We start from the raw sequence: 16,836 nt of genomic DNA, 5'->3' as shown, positions 1-16,836 counted from the left end.
AACTTCCCGGAATAGCTGTTCGCGAACTGCCTCAAGAACCTGTGTAAAGCCACAGGGGCAAGCCCGAGGTGCTCGCTTCAAACTGCAGACGGGCCAAGGCTTCTGCTGCCGGCAAAAACCGAGACCAACCTCTGCGCCGCGGGAGCAGGTCGTAGAACTTCGCATCCGTCGGCAAACCCGCCAGCTCTGCCGCCCAAAGGCGGGCATCTTCTTCTGTGCCCAAGCGATCCACCACACCCAAGTGGAGGGCCTGCTCTCCGCTGAAAATGCGGCCATCGGCAAAAGTTTTGACCACATTCAAACTCAACTTGCGGGCAGCAGCAACCGTCTGCACAAACTGGCCGTAGGTGATGTCGATCAACTCTTGCAGGATGTTTCGCTCTTCTGGGGTCAGCTCGCGATCAAACGAGAGAATATCTTTGTAGGGGCCAGACTTAATTACCTTAAATGAAATCCCCACCTTATCCAGGAGGCGTTCGATATTGTTGCCTCGAATGATCACACCAATGCTACCGGTGATCGTTCCTGGGTTGGCGACAATTTTTTCGGCTCCCATGGCAATATAAACCCCCCCAGAGGCGGCAATGTTGCCAAAGCTGGCGACAATACGGGTGCCCTTTTTCTCCCGCAAACGCAAGAGGGCATTGTAGATTTCTTGGGAGTCGGCCACCGTCCCACCTGGACTATCGATGCGCAGCACCACGGCAGGGATATGGTTTTCTTCCACCTCTTTCAGGGCCTTGAGAACCCGCTCGCGAGTTTTACCATCAATGGCCCCTGCCACCTCAATGCGACCGATTTGCCGGCGCAAACCACCCAAGAATAACCGCTTTAGCATGGAAAAGAACTGGATAGGGATAAGTGCATATTCTGTATCATGAATGGCGGCTCATGGCTTGGTCAACCAGTTGCCTAGACGTTGCCATACACCGGGATCACCGCCCCTCGCAGATCCCGCGCTGCTTCTGAGACCAAAAAGGCGATCACCTGCCCGATGGACTCTGGCTTGACCCACAGCTTGGCTCGCTCGGATCCCATGGCAGCTCGGTTGGCCGGCGTGTCGATGATGCTGGGCAGGATGACGTTGGCTGTGATGTCGGTGCCTTGGGTTTCGGCGGCAATGGTACGGGTCAGGGCCACCACCCCTGCTTTGGAAGCGCAGTAGGCGGCCAATTGCGGGCCCGGCTCCACCGCTCCTCGGGATCCCACCGTTACAATCCTCCCATAGCCCTGTTGCCACATTCTGCGCAGGCTGTGCTTGCAGGTCAGGAATGTGGTGGTGAGGTTGAGGTCGAAGTCGCGATACCAGTCCGCCAAGCTGTACTCGTGGGTGGGGCCCATGGCAAAGCCCCCCACCAGGTGGATCAGCCCATCTACGCGGGGTAGGTCGGCAATGACGCGGGCAACCGCCGCCTCATCTGTTAAATCCACTTGCACAAAGCGAACCCGATCCAGAGCATTGGCCGGCAGGCGCTCCCGCAAAATGGTGAGATCTTTTTCTTGTCGATAGGTCAAGGTCAGCTCTGCTCCGCTGGCCAGCACCACGGGAACCACCCCCAAACCCAGCCCGCCTGTGCCACCGGTCAAGAGGATTTGCTTGCCTTGGTTGCCCTGCATGGATGCACCTGCATTGACGAAAGGGATCCAGAACAAGATCGGGAAGGGACTTCAAAAACCCCAGAGGATGTTTGGGTTCGTCCAACTGAGCTTCCCTCTCTCACCCTACCCCGGTTCCTGCTCCTCTTGAAGAACAACAGCCCTTTTGGGCGCTTTCTCCAGCAGCAGGTCGCTCAAGGCCAGCCAGTGGGGCAGGGCCAGCTCTTCGGCGCGGGCATCGGGGTTGAGGCGGAGCTGAGCCAAAGCTGCTGCGACCACCTCTCGCTCCACCAAGCTTCCCAGGGCATTGACGAGCTTCTTGCGGCGGGTGGAGAACCCCTGTCGAAGGAGGTGGTTAAACCAGCAGGGATCCCGGACGGGGGTGGGGGCGGGGCGGGGGGTGAGGCGAATCACGGCAGATTCCACCTTGGGGGCGGGCTTGAAAGCGGTGGGGGGCACCCTGCAGATCAGCTCGCAATCGGCCAAATACTGCGTCCGCAGGCTCAGAGCACCATAGGCTTTGCTGCCGGGGCCGGCCTGCAAGCGCTCTGCCAGCTCTTTTTGCACCAGAAGGACAATGCGCTCGAATTGCCGAACCGGCTGGGCCGGGGATCCGAGCACCTTTTCCAAAATGGGGCCGGTCAGGTTGTAGGGGATATTGGCCACCAGCAGGCGGGGTTGAGGGGGCAACGGCAGGCGAAGAAAATCTCCCTCCAGCAGGTGAAAACGGGGTTGGCCGGCGAACCGTTTTTGCAGCAGTCGGCACAGATCCCGGTCGATCTCCACCGCCACCACCTGGACACCCTGGGCCAGCAATCGCCGCGTCAGTTGGCCGGTGCCGGGGCCGATCTCCAGCACCCAAGTGGGATCCGCGTCTCCCTCTAGATCATTCAACTGGGCAGCCCGCACAATCGCCTCGTGAACAGCGGGATCCTTGAGCCAATGCTGACCAAACCGTTTACGAGGATAGGGCATGGGGGAATGTTCGCGCAGTGCTGCGCCGCAACCGAGAGGTACCCAGAGCGGTTGAAGGAGAAATGGCCGGGTGGGTCATCGCTGGACTGAGTTGGGAACAGAAATCAAGGTGGGATCCGCATCCTCAGGTCTATCTCGGGCGGGTTGAGCAGGGAGCGCCTCTGGGTTCGGATCCCCGCTCAGGAGCGGCTTGCGGTAGAGGGGCACCGTAAAGGTGACGGTGGATCCCAGCCCTTCGCCCAGGCTGTAGAAATTGATCTCCCCTCCCATCGCCTCCACCAGGCGTTGGCTGATGGCCAGGCCCAAGCCGGTTCCTCCATATTGGCGGGTGGTGGAACCATCCACCTGCGTGAAAGCCTGAAACAGCTTCTGCTGCTTTTCCAGCGATACCCCGATCCCGGTGTCGATGACGCGGATGCGGGCCAAACCCGGGTTGCCGGGCAGGATATCCGCTCGCACGGTTACCGAGCCCTTGGGGGTAAACTTGATGGCATTCCCCACCAAATTGAGCATGACCTGCAACAGGCGTTGGTAATCGCCCAAGAGCAAAATCTGATCCGAGGTGTTGGGCAGGTGGAAGCTCAGTTGTAGGCCCTTTTGGCTGGCCTGCAGGCTAGTCTTGGCCTCCACATCCTTAAACAAAGCTCGCAGGTCGCAGGGCTGGAACTCCAACTGCATTTTGCCCGCCTCGATCTTGGCGATATCCAGCACATCGTTGATTAGGGCCAGCAGGTGCAGGGCAGAGCGATAGGCCTCTTGCAAAAAGTCCAGCTCCTCTTCGCGGTTTTCGGCCATCCCGTCCAGCACCAGCTTGATAAAGCCGATGATCCCGTTGAGAGGGGTGCGCAGCTCGTGGGAGGTGTTAGCCAAGAATTGGCTTTTGAGCTGGTTGGCCGATTCTGCTTGGGCACGGGCCTGCTCCAGCTCCTTATTTTTCTGGCGCAGCGTCTGGTTGGCTAACTGCAAGCGGGTTGCCAGTTGGCGACTTTGATCCAGCAAAATGGCGTGGGCAATGGCTGCGCCCAGGTAGGTGGCAATGCTCTGGAGTACCTGAATGTGGCTTGGCTGCCAAACAGGAACCCTGTTCGGATCCAGCATTTCCAGCCAGAGCAGGCTGTTGGCGTAGCCCTGGTAAGACATGGCAATGGCCAGATGTCGCCCCGCCTCCACCGGTTCTTCCTGTCTGAGGGCCTGCAACAAATGGGGGTAATCTGCCAGCTTCAGGGTCTGGTGGAGCAGGGAGGGATCCCCAGGATGGCGGCGGTACTCGGCATTGACCGTGAGGGAGTCTTGCCCCACCTCGTAGAGGGCCATCAGGCAGCGATCTACCTCAAACAGTTGCCCCAACTGCTCCACGGTCTGCTGGCACAGTTGCCGGATATCCAGGGAATGCCGGATGTTGCGCACCAACTGCGTCGTGATCCCCTGTACCGGATCGGCCGGGACAGGATGGGGCTGGCTGTTGGGGCTGCTGGCTCCTCCGGCCAGCGCAAAAGGTGTGGCCCCCAGCAACTTGCCCACCACCGAAATCGCCACCACCTCCCCTTCCGTGTCCCGTACAGGGTTGAGCGAAAGATGCAGATGCAACTTGTAGCGGGGCGAGAGCACCTGGCATTCGTAGGAGAGGGGATCCCCGCTTGCAAAGACCTGGTTGAGCTTGGCTTCGTACTCTCCAGCGTTGGCCACCTCCCAGATTTGCTGTCCGCTCACGATGTGCTGAGGGTGGATGCCATATTTCTCGGCATCTTCCCAGTAAAAACTCCAGAAGCGCCTCTGGCGATCCTGCGTGTAGAACATCGGAGTGGGTCGGAGGGCGCCCATTTGGGATGAAGCCACCATTGCGCTAGGGGAACGTAGGCCAAAACTCAGGTTTTTCCAGAGGAAGCCGGGCTGGCCGGATCAGAGGCCGGGCGGGTTAGTGGGGCAGAGTCCTTGTTGAGGCGGGCGAAGATCATGCGGCCTGCTGAGGTTTGAATGGCGCTGGTCACAACCACAGAGCGGGTTTTGCCCACAGAGCGCTGCCCTTCTTCCACCACCACCATGGTGCCGTCTTCCAAGTAGCCTACCCCTTGACCTGGCTCTTTTCCTTCGCGGGTGATCTTGATATCAAAGCTGTCGCCGGCAACATAGATGGGCCGCAGCGCCTCGGCCAACTCATTCACATTCAGCACCTTGACCCCCTGCAGAGCCGCCACCTTCTTCAGGTTGTAATCGGTGGTGAGCAGCGTTCCCCCCACGGTTTGGGTGAGGCGCACCAGCTTTTCATCGACAGTGGTCAGATCTGGATAGTTGGCTTCGTGAATAACGAAACGATCGGGGTAGGCCTCTCGCAAAGACTGCAGGGTATCCAAGCCTTTGCGGCCCCGCTCTCGTTTTTGGGCATCGGCTTTGTCGGCAATGGTCTGCAATTCCGTCAGCACAAAGCGAGGAACCACCAGGGTTCCTTCCAAAAAACCTGTCTCGATTAACTGAGCCACTCGGCCATCGATGATGGAGCTGGTGTCCAAAACCTTGGCCGTGGCAGCCACCACATTGCCCTCCGCCCAGAGGGCTGCCTGCAAAGCATAGTTGGGGTTAAACAGCCGCAGCAGCGAGGGGCCGTGGGTATCGGCCAGGCTGACCCCCAGGTAAGCAAAGGCCAAGCTGAAAAAGACCGAAGCCAGCGGCTCGAGGAACCTATTGAGTTGGGGGGGCAGGGGCAGCAAGTAGACAGGAGCCATGGCCAGATTGGCAATCACCAAGCCGATCACCAACCCCACCGAGCGGCTGATCAACACGTCCGGCGGCAGGGAGCGCACATTGGCCTCGAAGCGACGGTAGCTCCAGCGCACCAGGGATCCCAGAGCCAGTCCTGCCAGCACGCCAAAGCCGCTGGTGACGACACGGGCTCCTTCCACATTGGCCCCCTGAATGGCAGCAGGAGGGAGCAAATCCAGGCCATAAAACCCGAGGCCAGCTCCCGCCAACATGAAGATCGCGATCAGTAAAGCGTCTAGCATAAGAAAAAAGACGGCCCTGCTGAGTGGGTGATGCTGCTGGGAATAGGCAAATCTGCTTCCTACTCATTCTAGTCGTCTGGTGTTGGAGGGATCCGGACAACCAAGCCAGCCCTCCCCCAGAAGGATTCAGACTATGCTGAAATCATAGCGATCCCTTGCCAGCTTGAGGGATCTGTGGATAAACCGCTACAATCCAAATCTCAACGAGGCTAAAAGCAACCATGGCACAAGCACTGGAACTCAATACCGAGAACGTCGAGAAAGTCCTGAACGAGCTGCGTCCTTACTTGATGGCCGATGGGGGCAATGTGGAATTGGTGGAAATCGATGGCCCGGTGGTCAAGCTGCGCTTGCAGGGGGCCTGTGGAGCCTGCCCCAGCTCGACCATGACTCTAAAGATGGGCATTGAGCGCAAGTTGCGGGAGAGCATTCCCGATATTTTGGAGGTGGAGCAGGTATTCTGAGGGGCCCTGTAGGTTTTTGTGAGATTCCTTTAGGGTTCTTTATCATGTGTTGGATTATGTGCCTTGATAAATAGCCTCGGGTGGCTCTCTGCTCCCCACTTCTTTCTTCTGTGCCTTCTTCAGAGCTAGCGCATGTCTGTTCTCCTCTCCATCGCCATTCTCGCCCTGCTGATCCTGGTGCATGAGGCAGGGCACTTTGCGGCAGCCAAACTCCAAGGGATCCATGTCAACCGCTTCTCGCTGGGGTTTGGGCCGGTGCTGTGGCGATACCAGGGCAGGGAGACAGAGTATGCCATTCGCGCCCTGCCGCTGGGGGGCTACGTGGGCTTTCCTGACGAGGATGAACATTCCCCCTACCCGCCCGACGACCCGGATCTGCTGAAAAACCGCCCCGTGTTGGATCGCCTGGTGGTGATGAGTGCGGGGGTGATGGCCAACCTGCTCTTCGCCTATCTGGTGCTGGTGTTGATGTTCGCCTCGGTGGGGATCCCCTCGGTAACGCGCCTCCATCCCGGCATTCTCATCCCTCAGGTGATGCCCGATAGCCCGGCGGAGCGGGCCGGCCTGAAGGCAGGGGATGTGGTGTTGCAGGCAGCCGATCGCGATTACAGGGGGATTGCCGACGAGACGGCGGCCTTGGCAGCTCTGAACGATTTTCAGGTGCTGATCCGCAGCAGCGAGAACCGGCCCATTCCCCTGGAGGTGCAGCGTGGGGAAGGGGATCCCCTGCAATTGACGGTGATCCCAGAGGTGCGGGGAGAGACGGTGGCCATTGGAGTGACCTTGGCCCCCCACCAGGAGGTGACCTTGCGTCCCCCTCAGAGTGTGGCTGAGATCCTCACGGAGGCGGGAAATGCCTACCAGCGGGTGGTGATGCTCAATCTGAACGGCCTGCAGCAGTTGGTTCAGAATTTCCAAAGCACGGCTGCTCAGGTCTCCGGCCCGGTGGGGATCGTCAAGATTGGGGCGGATCTGGCCCGCGATGACGCCGCCAGCCTGTTTAATTTCACCGCTTTGATTAGCATTAACCTGGCCTTTCTCAACCTGTTGCCCCTGCCCGCCTTGGACGGGGGACACATTGCCTTTTTGATCCTGGAGGCGATTCGCGGCAAACGGCTGCCCAAGCATCTGGAGGAGCGGGTGATGCAGACGGGCTTGGTGTTGTTGCTGGGATTGGGGGTGGTGCTGATCTTCAAAGACACCCTCGCCATTGTCACCGGGTCGGGCTAGGGGAAGATGGCCAGCAAACGGGCCCTGCGCCAGCGAGCTTTGGAGATCCTGCTCCGGCTGAAGCGCCACTACCCCAACTCCACCTGTGCCCTCCACTACCAGACGCCGCTGCAGCTCTTGGTGGCAACCATCCTCTCGGCTCAGTGTACGGATGAGCGGGTGAATCAGGTAACGCCAGAGCTGTTTCGTCGCTTCCCGGATGCCCAGGCCCTGGCGACAGCGCCGCGAGAGGAGATCGAGGCTCTCATCCATTCCACCGGCTTCTATCGCAACAAGGCCAAACACATTCAGGAAGCCTGCCGCAAGATCTTGAGCGATTTCGGTGGTCAAGTGCCCCGCACCATGCCGGAGCTGCTCACCCTACCCGGCGTAGCCCGCAAGACGGCCAATGTGGTGTTGGCTCATGCTTTTGGCATCAATGCCGGGGTTACCGTCGATACCCATGTTAAGCGCCTCAGCCGCCGCCTCGGCCTCACTGAGCACGAGGATCCCGTGCGCATCGAAAAGGATCTGATGCAGTTGTTGCCGCAGGCGGATTGGGAGAACTGGTCTATCCGTCTGATCGACCACGGGCGGGCCATCTGCACTGCCCGCAGGCCTCTGTGCCAGCAATGTTTTTTGGTGGATCTCTGCCCCAGCGCTCCTCTTCTGGGATCGGCTGCACCGTCCGAGAAAACGGATAAAAAAGCTACAAAAGCCTCGCCGGCCTGAGATGATGGTTTCTAGGCGCCCCGCGTGGCTGAGCCCCCCATTCTTCCGGCGCTTGTTTTGGCCGCCCCTCGCCCTAGAATAAGCTCCATGCAGGATAAACCCATGTCAGTCGCGCCCCCCGTTCTGGTCATTGCCGGCCTGACGGGATCCGGGAAAACTTTGGCCATCCAGCAGTTGGAACAACTGGGGTACACCGGCCTAGAAGGGATCCCACCGGCCCAGGTGATCCCCTTGGTTGAGGCGATGCGGACCCATCACGCTGCTTTGGCCATCAGCTTGAATCTCCACGCCCAGGAGTACCGGGATCAAGTTCCCACCCTGGCTGCTTGGGTGCAATCGCAAGGGATCCCTTTCCTATTCTTGGAGGCCCGCTCCCCAGTGTTGCTCAACCGTCTCAGCGCCCACCGCCGTCCCCATCCCTACGGGGAAGCTGCCGGTTTGTTGGAGGCCATTGAGCAAGAGCGGCTGGCTCTGGCCCCGGTGCGGGAACGCTGCACCCACTGGTTGGATACCTCCGACCTCAATGCCCAGCAACTGCGGCAGCAATTGCAAGCTTTGGTGCAAGGGATCCCCCAGCCCCTCAACCTAAGGCTGGTCAGCTTCGGTTTCAAATACGGCGTTCCCCCCGATGCCAACTTGCTATTTGATGTGCGTTTTTTGCCCAACCCCTTCTTTCAGCCCCATCTGCGTCGCCTCACTGGGCAGGATCCCCTGCTGCAGGAGTTCTTGTTTGCGGATCCCATTACACAATCCACCTACCAGCACATCTTGTCCCTGGTCAAAGCGTTTTGGCCCCACTACCGCGCAGAGCGTCGCCCCCACCTGACTTTGGCTATCGGCTGTACCGGCGGTCAGCACCGCTCGGTGGCCCTGGTGGAGCGCCTGGCCCAGGATTTGCAGCCTTGGACTGTCCCTGCCGGCAACCACGCCCTTCCCGACCTGAATGTTCAGGTTCAGCATCGCCATCTGCTCGACTCTCAGCGGGAGCTGGAAGCCCGCTTTGGCCCGGTGCCCGGCGAAGTTGGCGTTGCGCAGCAACAGGTTAGGATCCCTTTGGCCGGCGTTCCTGCACCTTCCCATGCCTAAGCCTGTGCCCAGCAACAAGTCCGCCGCTTGGGGCATTCGTCGCCGCAAGGCTGCTTGGTCGGGAAGTGGCTGGAAATGGCTCTTTCCCGGTTTAGCCGTTAAACGCTGGCTGAGCCTGGCGGTTGGGGGCGTGCTGCTGATGGTGCTGGGCATTGCCATCTGGACGGAGTTGACCCCCATCTTTCGCCTGAAGCGGCTGATCGACATCACCCTGCGCTTGATTACCACTTGGATCCCGAACAACATCAGTGGCCCCCTGGTGACTGGGATCGGGCTGGTGATGGTGGTGCTGGGGTTTCGCAGCGCCATGCGCTCCATCGAGGATGTGCTGATCCCCGAGGGAGATGAAGCGCTGGTGGATAAGCTGTTGTCGCGGCGGCGTCTCAGCCGTGGTCCCCGCATTGTGGTACTGGGGGGCGGCACCGGCCTCTCCAACCTGCTGCGGGGTCTGAAGCGCTACAGCTCCAACATCACAGCCATTGTCACGGTGGCCGATGACGGGGGATCCTCAGGGCGTCTGCGGCGGGAGATCGGCGTTTTGCCCCCCGGCGATATCCGCAACTGTCTCACTGCTCTGGCCAACGAAGAAAAGCTGCTCACCGAGCTGTTTCAATATCGCTTCCAGTCGGGGGAAGGGTTGAGCGGCCACAGCTTCGGCAACCTGTTCATCACTGCCCTCACCGCGGTAACCGGCGGCGACTTGATTCGGGCCATCACTGCCACCTCGCAAGTCTTGGCCATTCAGGGGCGGGTGCTGCCGGCCACCCTGGCGGATGTTACCCTCTGGGCGGAGCTGAGCGATGGCCGCCGCGTGGTGGGAGAGTCCAACATTGCCAAAGCCGGAGGACGCATTTGCCGAATCGGCTGTGACCCCCCCAACCCTCCCGCCCTACCGGAAGTCATCGAGGCTATTGAGGCGGCAGAGTTTGTGGTGCTGGGGCCGGGTAGCCTCTACACCAGCATCATCCCTAACCTGTTGGTACCGGAAATTGTGGAAGCTCTGGCCAAAAATATGGCCCCCCACATCTACGTCTGCAACATCATGACCGAGCCAGGGGAGACGGACGGCTATACCGTTGGGGATCACGTCATGGCTCTGGATCGGGTGGCAGGAGTGCGCCTATTTGACGGCGTGCTGGTGCAGCGGGAGCCACCCTCCCCACGTGCTTTGGAGCATTACCGCCGCAGCGGTTCTGAGTTTGTGGTGTTGGATCCCGACAAACTGGCTTACCTGGGCTGCCGTGCCGTTTTGGCTAACGTCATGCAAGAGGATCCAGAGACCGGCTTGGTGCGCCACAACCCCGAACGCTTGGCTGCAATGCTGATGCGCTGGTTCGACAGACATCGCCCCCTCTAGCTTTGCCCAGGATGTCCTCTGCTGTTATTGCAGGCGGGAATAAGGGCGGGGATAGGGCTTGCGCATCTGTCGAGCCAGGTACACCTGAAAGGTTTGCGCCACCGCCCCTGCCCGCAGCAGAGGGATCTCTGCCACCGGTTCGATTTGTTCAAAATAGTCGCCGTAGGTGGCTGGGATCCCTGCCCTCGGCTGGAACAGCTTGGAAGTGATGAGCAGCCCATCCTGCCCCAGCCAATCCTGCGGCTGCGACCAAAAGGCAAAGCCCCGCAAATCTGCATCCAGGCAGGTCAGAGGCTTGTCCGTCAGCGGAGCCAGGGCCATGGCGATCTGACCGCCCAAAAAATAGACATTGGTAAAAACGAACTCTGCCTCCTCAAGGGCTTGAGCCAGGTGGGGATCCGTCCGAAACCGCTGCCGCAACTGCTCAATTTCAATGAGCTGAGTAGAGGGATCCTGCTCCACGGGCCACAGGCCCAGCCCGCCAGGAGCCTGCAGCAGGCCATAGCGCACATGGGCCAGCCCCACCCCCACCACCAAGCTGACCATCACCGCCGTCCCCACTAAGGTTCGCTTCGCTCCCGGCCACCGTTCCCAGAAGGATCCCAGCAGCAGCGTCAGCACCCAAAACCCCGGCATGGGCCAGGTGGGCAAGATGGGCCGGTAGCCTCCCATCAAGGTAAAGGCCAACACCAGCGGTAATCCACAGGCCAGGATCAAAAGGTGCTTGAGCTCTTCATCCGTCAGCCGCATCCCGCGGAGAATCTGCAGGGCCACCCGACCCGTCCCTGCCAAACTCGCCCACCCCAAAGGGATCCCCAAGCTGGGGAACAGGTAAAAGATTTCAGAAAGGATCGTCAGCCCCAGCGCTTGCAGTTGATACCCTGCCTCCGGCACCGCCCGCCCCCCCTGGAAGCGAAAGGAGACCCAATCCTGCTGAGCGTTCCAGAGCAGCACCGGGCTAAAGGCCAGCACAAAACCCAGCACCGCCAGCACCGTCCAGCCCGACCTCAAGGCACAGCGATGAACTGGGCTGAGCAGACAAAAGAGTACCAGGCCGAACCCCAAAGCCAAGCCGTGGTATTTCCCCAGACAGGCCAGCCCCACCAAGAGACCTATGAGCGCTAGCCTAGGCCCTGGCCGATAGCGAGCCGCCCCATAGACAGCCAATTTCCCCTGCCCCAAAGGAGCCGGAAAAAACTCCTGAGCGGCCACCCACAAGGTTGCTGCCGTAAAAAAGATCAGCGGGCTATCCGGCAAGGTCAGCACCCCAAACCCAATCCAAAGGATCGGCGCGATGCTGATAGCCGCCAAGCTGATCAGTCCTGCCCGATCAGAGAAAAGGCGCGCTCCGGTGTAGTAAAGGAGTAGGGAAGAGCCAGAATAGAGCAGCAGGGATCCCAGTCGAATAGAAAAAGCCGACACCTGACCGGTCAAAAGAGGCCCCAAGCCCGTTGTCCAGGCCACCAGCGGCGGATGGTCAAAATAGCTCCAATCCAGATGGCGGGTGTAGAGGTAGTAGTAGGCTTCGTCAAAGCCCGGCGGCAAAAGGGCAGCCACCAGGCCCCGCATGAACAAGCCCAACCCCAGGATTAGCCAAACCGCTCTAGGCAATGGAGGGGATCCCTATGGGCAGATGGACAGATCTAACTTACCTTGAATACCTCTCGGGGCTACGTCCCTCTAGCACTATGACTTTGTTTCCCGCAAAAAAATGACCGGACACCCCAAAAATTGACCCAGCTTCTCGGCCTCTGCCCGCGCCTCTGGTTCCTTATCAGTGTAGCAGACTGACAGCAAAGGTTTCCGCGATTGCAATTTCACTTCTACCGAAAAGAATTCAACAAAATTCCTTTTGGCCTGAACCAAAATCTGCTGTACATCTCCAAAGGAATAAGTTTTCCGCCCTAGCGACCCAAAAGGAGTAAGGTGCTCCTCTTGGATTTGGTACCTAGAGCGGTCAAACGTTAGACGGCGACACCAAAAAGACACCTTCAGCATGAGAGCTCCTACCCAAAGAAGTAGAGCCAGAAATAGCCCTGGAAGGAGAGAATACAAGATCGCAAACACTAACTCCAGTAAGTGAAATCTATCGATATCTATCAAGAGCCGACTCTCTGTACTGTTCACAAAAGAATCAACGCGCCTTGCCAATTCCTGAGCTTCACTTTCACCAAAGGCCAACCAGGCTGGAGTTTCCCCTGTAGGCTTTTCCAGCGTGACATAGTAGCGCTCAGTCCTTTCTCCGTCGTCATCCTCCACAATTTCAGTTTTGACTGCAGCTCCTCTTACATCTATGTGAAGTGTAGTTTGGCTCGGCAAAGGTAGAAACGGCTGGAAAGACACTTCACAATTAACCGTAGACTGGTCAACTCGAAAACAAGTGAAACGGCGCTCACCCTGGGAAGACCAGATCGAAGATAAAGCCATAAAAAGGATGAACGCAAAGAAACAGATAAAAACAAAAGTAGCAAGAGACCCAAGGAAACCTACAGAAGACTCTTGGTACACGCGCTTGTTGGGGCTCTCCTCCACGCATTTCATAGACTCAACTCCGGGAAAGCTGAATTTGTTCAGATTATTACTTACTAGTCCGTCGGTTGTCTGTTTCCGAGAGTACAAGGCACTTGAAAAATTACAAAAAGCTGTGAATTCTCCGATTTCGGCTGCGCTGTATCCAGATTCTCCTTATCCTTAGCTGGCAGGGGAAGTTGGGGTATCGGCTGCGCGAAGGGCTGGGGAAATGTTTCCAGTCAAACAAGTTAAAGTATGGACTGCTGGATGAATGCAAGTAAAGGTTAGGCTTTCCGCATTCATGTTCTGAGGCATTCAGTTATCTCCAGTACTCTAGAATTGCTGGGGCTGCTCTTCGGGACCCCTAAGGTTTCTCTCAAAAGCTAGAGGGCGGCAGGGTTGCTACGCAGCGCTGACATGAAGGTGAGATGAGGGCCAAACTAGCGGTGGTGCCTACATGGGGATGGTGATGGAAGGTAGATCTAGGGCTGGAGTAAGGCGGCTTGTGCCGAAAACCCTGGAGACAAGGCAAAATGGCCGGCAACTTGCTCAACGGCGCCGACGCAGAGGTTCTTGGATCCCTTCACCGCGAAGCTCCAGGCAGTGGGGAACAACGCTGGGATGGCTCTTGGGGAATCGGATCCCGACGGCCCGCCAGCTTGACTTTCGCGCCGGCATGACCGGACTGGCTTTGATCATCGCCCTATTTGTAACAGGAGCACGTCTGGTTTATTTGCAACATCAACAGGCACCCCTATTGCAGCAGCGAGCCGAAGCCCAGCAGCGAGCCCAGCTAAGACCTTTCATTCCTCGTCGCTCAATTGTGGATCGTCATTCTATTGCCAAGCAGCAGGCAGAATTGCTGGCCGTAGATCGCCCCGTCTATACTCTCTGGGCCCATCCCCGCCTCTTTGGCAAACGCACTCCAGAGGAAATTGCCACCGCTCTTGCTCCCCTGTTACGGCGTCCGGTGGAGCAACTGACGCAGCGGCTGTCGGTTAATCATGCGGTGCGGGTGGAGCGCTGGGTATCCCAGGAGGTGGCGGATCAAATTCAGGCTCTGCATCTGGATGGCCTGGAGCTGGTGAGCGAGCGGCAACGCATTTACCCCCAAAAAGAGATGGCCGCTGAGGTGGTAGGCTATGTAGATTTGGATCATCAGGGCCAAGCGGGAGTGGAATATTCCCGGCAAGAGCTGCTGGAGCGTACCGTTCAACCTGTTACTATTCCTCGCGATGGCTACGGACGACTGTTGGCTGCCGAGGTGCCGGAAGGGCTGCTGCAATCTGGCGAGACGGTGCTGCAACTTACCCTAGATATGCGCCTGCAAAGAGCTGCCCGCGCTGCCCTGAAAGTGCAACTGGAGCGGTTTCGAGCCCTGCGGGGCACGGTGATTGTCCTCCAGCCCCAGACAGGGGAAATCCTGGCGCTGGTGAGCGAGCCCACCTATGACCCCAACCGCTACTTTGAGTATGACCCCGGTCTTTTTCGCAACTGGGCCGTAACGGATTTGTATGAGCCGGGATCCACCTTCAAGCCCATCAACATTGCCATTGGGTTGGATGCTGGAGCCTTTACAGCAGATGAACGGGTCTATGACGAGGGTCGGATTCTCATCGGTCAGTGGCCCATTCAAAATTACGACTACCACCAGCGAGGGGCCCATGGCTGGATGAGCGTCACGGATATCCTGCGGCAATCCAGCAATGTGGGTATGGTACACCTGATGCGCAAGCTGGATCCCCGCCAGTACTACAATGCCTTGGTGCGGCTGGGGTTCAACGAGCGCAGTGGCGTGGATTTGCCCTTTGAGCCGGCCAGCCGCTTGAAACCGCTGCGACAGTTTGTTACGGTGCCGGTGGAGCGGGCCACTGTCGCTTTCGGCCAGGGGCTGGCCCTCACTCCTCTACAGTTGGCTGCCATGCACTGCATCATTGCCAATGGCGGACTGAAAGTACAGCCCCATGTGGTGCGAGGCTTGGTGGAAAAGGATACGGATACTCTGGTTTGGGGATCCCCGCAGCCGCAGCCGGTGCGGGTACTATCCGAGCAAGCCACGCTGGCAGTGCGTATCCAAATGCGGGATGTGGTGGACTTTGGCACGGGGCAATCGGCCAAGATCGAGGGGTATGAGATCGCTGGCAAAACCGGCACTGCCCAGAAAGCCGGGCCACGGGGGGGCTATTTGCCCGGCAAGCGCATCACCAGTTTTGTGGGCTACTTCCCGGCCATTCGCCCCAATTACGTGATCTTGGCGGTGATCGACGAGCCCCAGGGGGAAGATGCCTTCGGCTCGACGACGGCTGCTCCCGTTGTTCGCTCGGTGATCCAGGAGATCATCGCCCTAGAGGGGATCCGCCCCAACTCTACTTAGCGCAGCCATAGGAACAAGGGGCGAAGGTGGATGCCAAAGGGGGCCCAGACAGTGAGGAAATGAGCGAAATGCCCATACCTCCGGATTGGCTCTTCCTGGAAAAAGCCATACTCAAGACTGGCCACCCGTAGAGTCCGACTTAACCTCCGCACTCCTCCAGCTCAGCTTGGAGTTGAGGTAGAAGTTCCAGAATACGACAACACCGATGGCAATTAAGTTGGCCAACAAATAATGAATGCCCAAGCGCTCGCTCAGCAAGGTCACCAGTGAAGTGTTGAGAACCAAGCCAATTAAGCAGATAACGTTAAACTTCGCCAACCGCTGCAGGCGATTCCAGGGCCCCGGCTGCAAGCGGGTCACATGGCGAAAAGTCCACAGGTCGTTCCAGAGGAAGTTATTGAGAATGGCCACCTCCGAAGCAACCAGCTTACTGGTTATGAGATCCCATCCTAAGTTGGTGGGATCGTGCAAAACATAGAGCAAAGCCATGTCCACCAAGGTGCCGGATAGGCCAACCGTGCTGAAGCGCAAAAAGGATCCCACCTGCCCTAGCGAAAAGCGCAGCACCATCAGGTGGTGGAGATATTGGAGACAAGTTTGCAGTTGGATTTTGCTCTCCCCGTTTTGGCGCTCCTGAAAGATGTAGCCGACTTCAGCAATGGTTTTCACCCGGCCCCGCGCCAGCACCTCGATCAGCAGCTTGTAACCCTTGGGGTTGAGCGGGATCCCGGCAATGGCTTGGCGTCTGACCAGAAACAGTCCGCTCAACGGATCGGAAACACGGCTGAAAACTCCCGGCAGCAGAACCAGCCCAATCCATTGGGCCCCGCGGGAGACAATGCGCCGGCCCAGGCTCCAGTGGCTCACCCCTCCCGATGGTGCATAGCGGCTGCCCACCACCAAATCTGCCCCTTTCTGGATGAGCGGCCACAATTTGAGGACAATCTCCGGCGGATGCTGCAAATCCCCATCCATAACCCCCAACACCTCGCCGCGGGCAGCTTGCCATCCTCGCACCACTGCTGTAGCCAGGCCCCGTTCCCGCTGCCGGCAGATAACGCTGAGTTGGGGAAACTCCTCCTGCAGCTCCTGGGCCAACTTGGCGGTGTGATCCGGGCTGTTGTCATCCACCACAATCAGCTCATAGGCCCCCGGTAGAATCGTGTCTAGGTGGGCACACAATTGTCTGACCAAGCTGCCAATGCTAGAGGCTTCGTTGTAGGTGGGAATGACCAGCGAAAGTTGCACAGGGCTGGGGCAAGACAAAGGCGGGATCTGAAGAGGGACTACAGGGGGATGGGTGGATGAAGCAGGAGCTACATAAGGCATAAAGACTCAGTCCCGCTGACGCGAACAGCAGGCCATCCAAAAACAATGAAACAAAGACTCTCAGCCCAGGGCTGCAGATCCCAGGACTGCCTTGGTTCACATTGGATCCACAGAACGATCCCCTATCGTACTGATCGATGAGCCGCAGGGCTAGACCTTTCTCCACCTACTTAGCTTCTGAGGACTCCGTCTCACTGACGCGAA

At 58.5% G+C, this 16,836-nt stretch carries 14 protein-coding genes; 6 read left to right on the top strand and 8 right to left on the bottom strand.

From position 1 onward, the window contains the following. Positions 1–31 precede the first annotated feature (31 nt). From sppA to ACVWZU_RS02685, 5 genes are all read right to left on the bottom strand, one after another. A complete protein-coding gene (sppA, locus tag ACVWZU_RS02705; RefSeq protein ID WP_414424508.1) occupies positions 32–838 on the bottom strand; it encodes a signal peptide peptidase SppA in 807 nt (268 codons plus the stop codon). A 74-nt stretch (positions 839–912) separates the two neighbouring features. Continuing rightward, complete coding sequence (gene fabG / locus ACVWZU_RS02700) at positions 913–1,617, bottom strand: 3-oxoacyl-ACP reductase FabG (protein ID WP_457443230.1); 705 nt, start codon at positions 1,615–1,617, stop codon at positions 913–915. Between the two features lie 105 nt (positions 1,618–1,722). Continuing rightward, entirely contained in the window at positions 1,723–2,571 is an 849-nt protein-coding gene (gene rsmA / locus ACVWZU_RS02695; RefSeq protein WP_457443228.1) for a 16S rRNA (adenine(1518)-N(6)/adenine(1519)-N(6))-dimethyltransferase RsmA, read from the bottom strand. 75 nt (positions 2,572–2,646) lie between these two features. After that, on the bottom strand, positions 2,647–4,392 hold the full coding sequence (locus ACVWZU_RS02690) for a sensor histidine kinase (RefSeq protein WP_457443226.1): 1,746 nt from the start codon (positions 4,390–4,392) through the stop codon (positions 2,647–2,649). A gap of 44 nt (positions 4,393–4,436) precedes the next feature. Then, on the bottom strand, positions 4,437–5,570 hold the full coding sequence (locus ACVWZU_RS02685) for a PIN domain-containing protein (RefSeq protein WP_457387685.1): 1,134 nt from the start codon (positions 5,568–5,570) through the stop codon (positions 4,437–4,439). Between the two features lie 221 nt (positions 5,571–5,791). On the opposite strand from ACVWZU_RS02685, the gene ACVWZU_RS02680 reads away from it, so the two are divergent. From ACVWZU_RS02680 to ACVWZU_RS02660, 5 genes are all read left to right on the top strand, one after another. Then, positions 5,792–6,034 carry a NifU family protein gene (locus ACVWZU_RS02680; RefSeq protein WP_011432622.1) on the top strand — a complete coding sequence of 81 codons (243 nt, stop codon included), beginning with the start codon at positions 5,792–5,794 and terminating at the stop codon, positions 6,032–6,034. 132 nt (positions 6,035–6,166) lie between these two features. Continuing rightward, the gene (gene rseP, locus ACVWZU_RS02675; protein ID WP_457443224.1) at positions 6,167–7,264 is read left to right on the top strand and encodes an RIP metalloprotease RseP; all 1,098 of its coding nucleotides are present in this window, start codon (positions 6,167–6,169) and stop codon (positions 7,262–7,264) included. Positions 7,265–7,270: 6 nt separating this feature from the next. Next, positions 7,271–7,975: an endonuclease III gene (gene nth / locus ACVWZU_RS02670; RefSeq protein ID WP_457443222.1), complete on the top strand. Its 705-nt coding sequence runs from the start codon at positions 7,271–7,273 to the stop codon at positions 7,973–7,975. A gap of 102 nt (positions 7,976–8,077) precedes the next feature. Continuing rightward, positions 8,078–9,061, top strand: coding sequence for an RNase adapter RapZ (gene rapZ, locus ACVWZU_RS02665; RefSeq protein ID WP_457443220.1), 984 nt, complete (start codon positions 8,078–8,080; stop codon positions 9,059–9,061). Beyond that, complete coding sequence (locus ACVWZU_RS02660) at positions 9,054–10,418, top strand: gluconeogenesis factor YvcK family protein (protein ID WP_414424283.1); 1,365 nt, start codon at positions 9,054–9,056, stop codon at positions 10,416–10,418. The genes rapZ and ACVWZU_RS02660 overlap by 8 nt, the downstream gene beginning before the upstream one ends. A 24-nt stretch (positions 10,419–10,442) precedes the next feature. Here ACVWZU_RS02660 and ACVWZU_RS02655 read toward each other — a convergent pair whose 3' ends face one another. After that, positions 10,443–12,029, bottom strand: coding sequence for an ArnT family glycosyltransferase (locus ACVWZU_RS02655; protein ID WP_457443218.1), 1,587 nt, complete (start codon positions 12,027–12,029; stop codon positions 10,443–10,445). A gap of 75 nt (positions 12,030–12,104) precedes the next feature. Beyond that, a complete protein-coding gene (locus ACVWZU_RS02650; RefSeq protein ID WP_457402216.1) occupies positions 12,105–12,926 on the bottom strand; it encodes a hypothetical protein in 822 nt (273 codons plus the stop codon). Positions 12,927–13,557: 631 nt separating this feature from the next. Here ACVWZU_RS02650 and ACVWZU_RS02645 point away from each other — a divergent pair. Next, the gene (locus tag ACVWZU_RS02645) at positions 13,558–15,303 is read left to right on the top strand and encodes a peptidoglycan D,D-transpeptidase FtsI family protein (protein ID WP_457443216.1); all 1,746 of its coding nucleotides are present in this window, start codon (positions 13,558–13,560) and stop codon (positions 15,301–15,303) included. A gap of 111 nt (positions 15,304–15,414) precedes the next feature. On the opposite strand, the gene ACVWZU_RS02640 is transcribed toward ACVWZU_RS02645, so the two are convergent. Continuing rightward, positions 15,415–16,632 carry a glycosyltransferase gene (locus ACVWZU_RS02640; RefSeq protein WP_457443214.1) on the bottom strand — a complete coding sequence of 406 codons (1,218 nt, stop codon included), beginning with the start codon at positions 16,630–16,632 and terminating at the stop codon, positions 15,415–15,417. Positions 16,633–16,836 lie beyond the last annotated feature (204 nt).

Source organism: Thermostichus sp. MS-CIW-26 (genome assembly GCF_054059115.1).
Note: the sequence above shows the minus strand (reverse complement) of the source record. Positions and strands in the feature narration are given on the sequence as shown.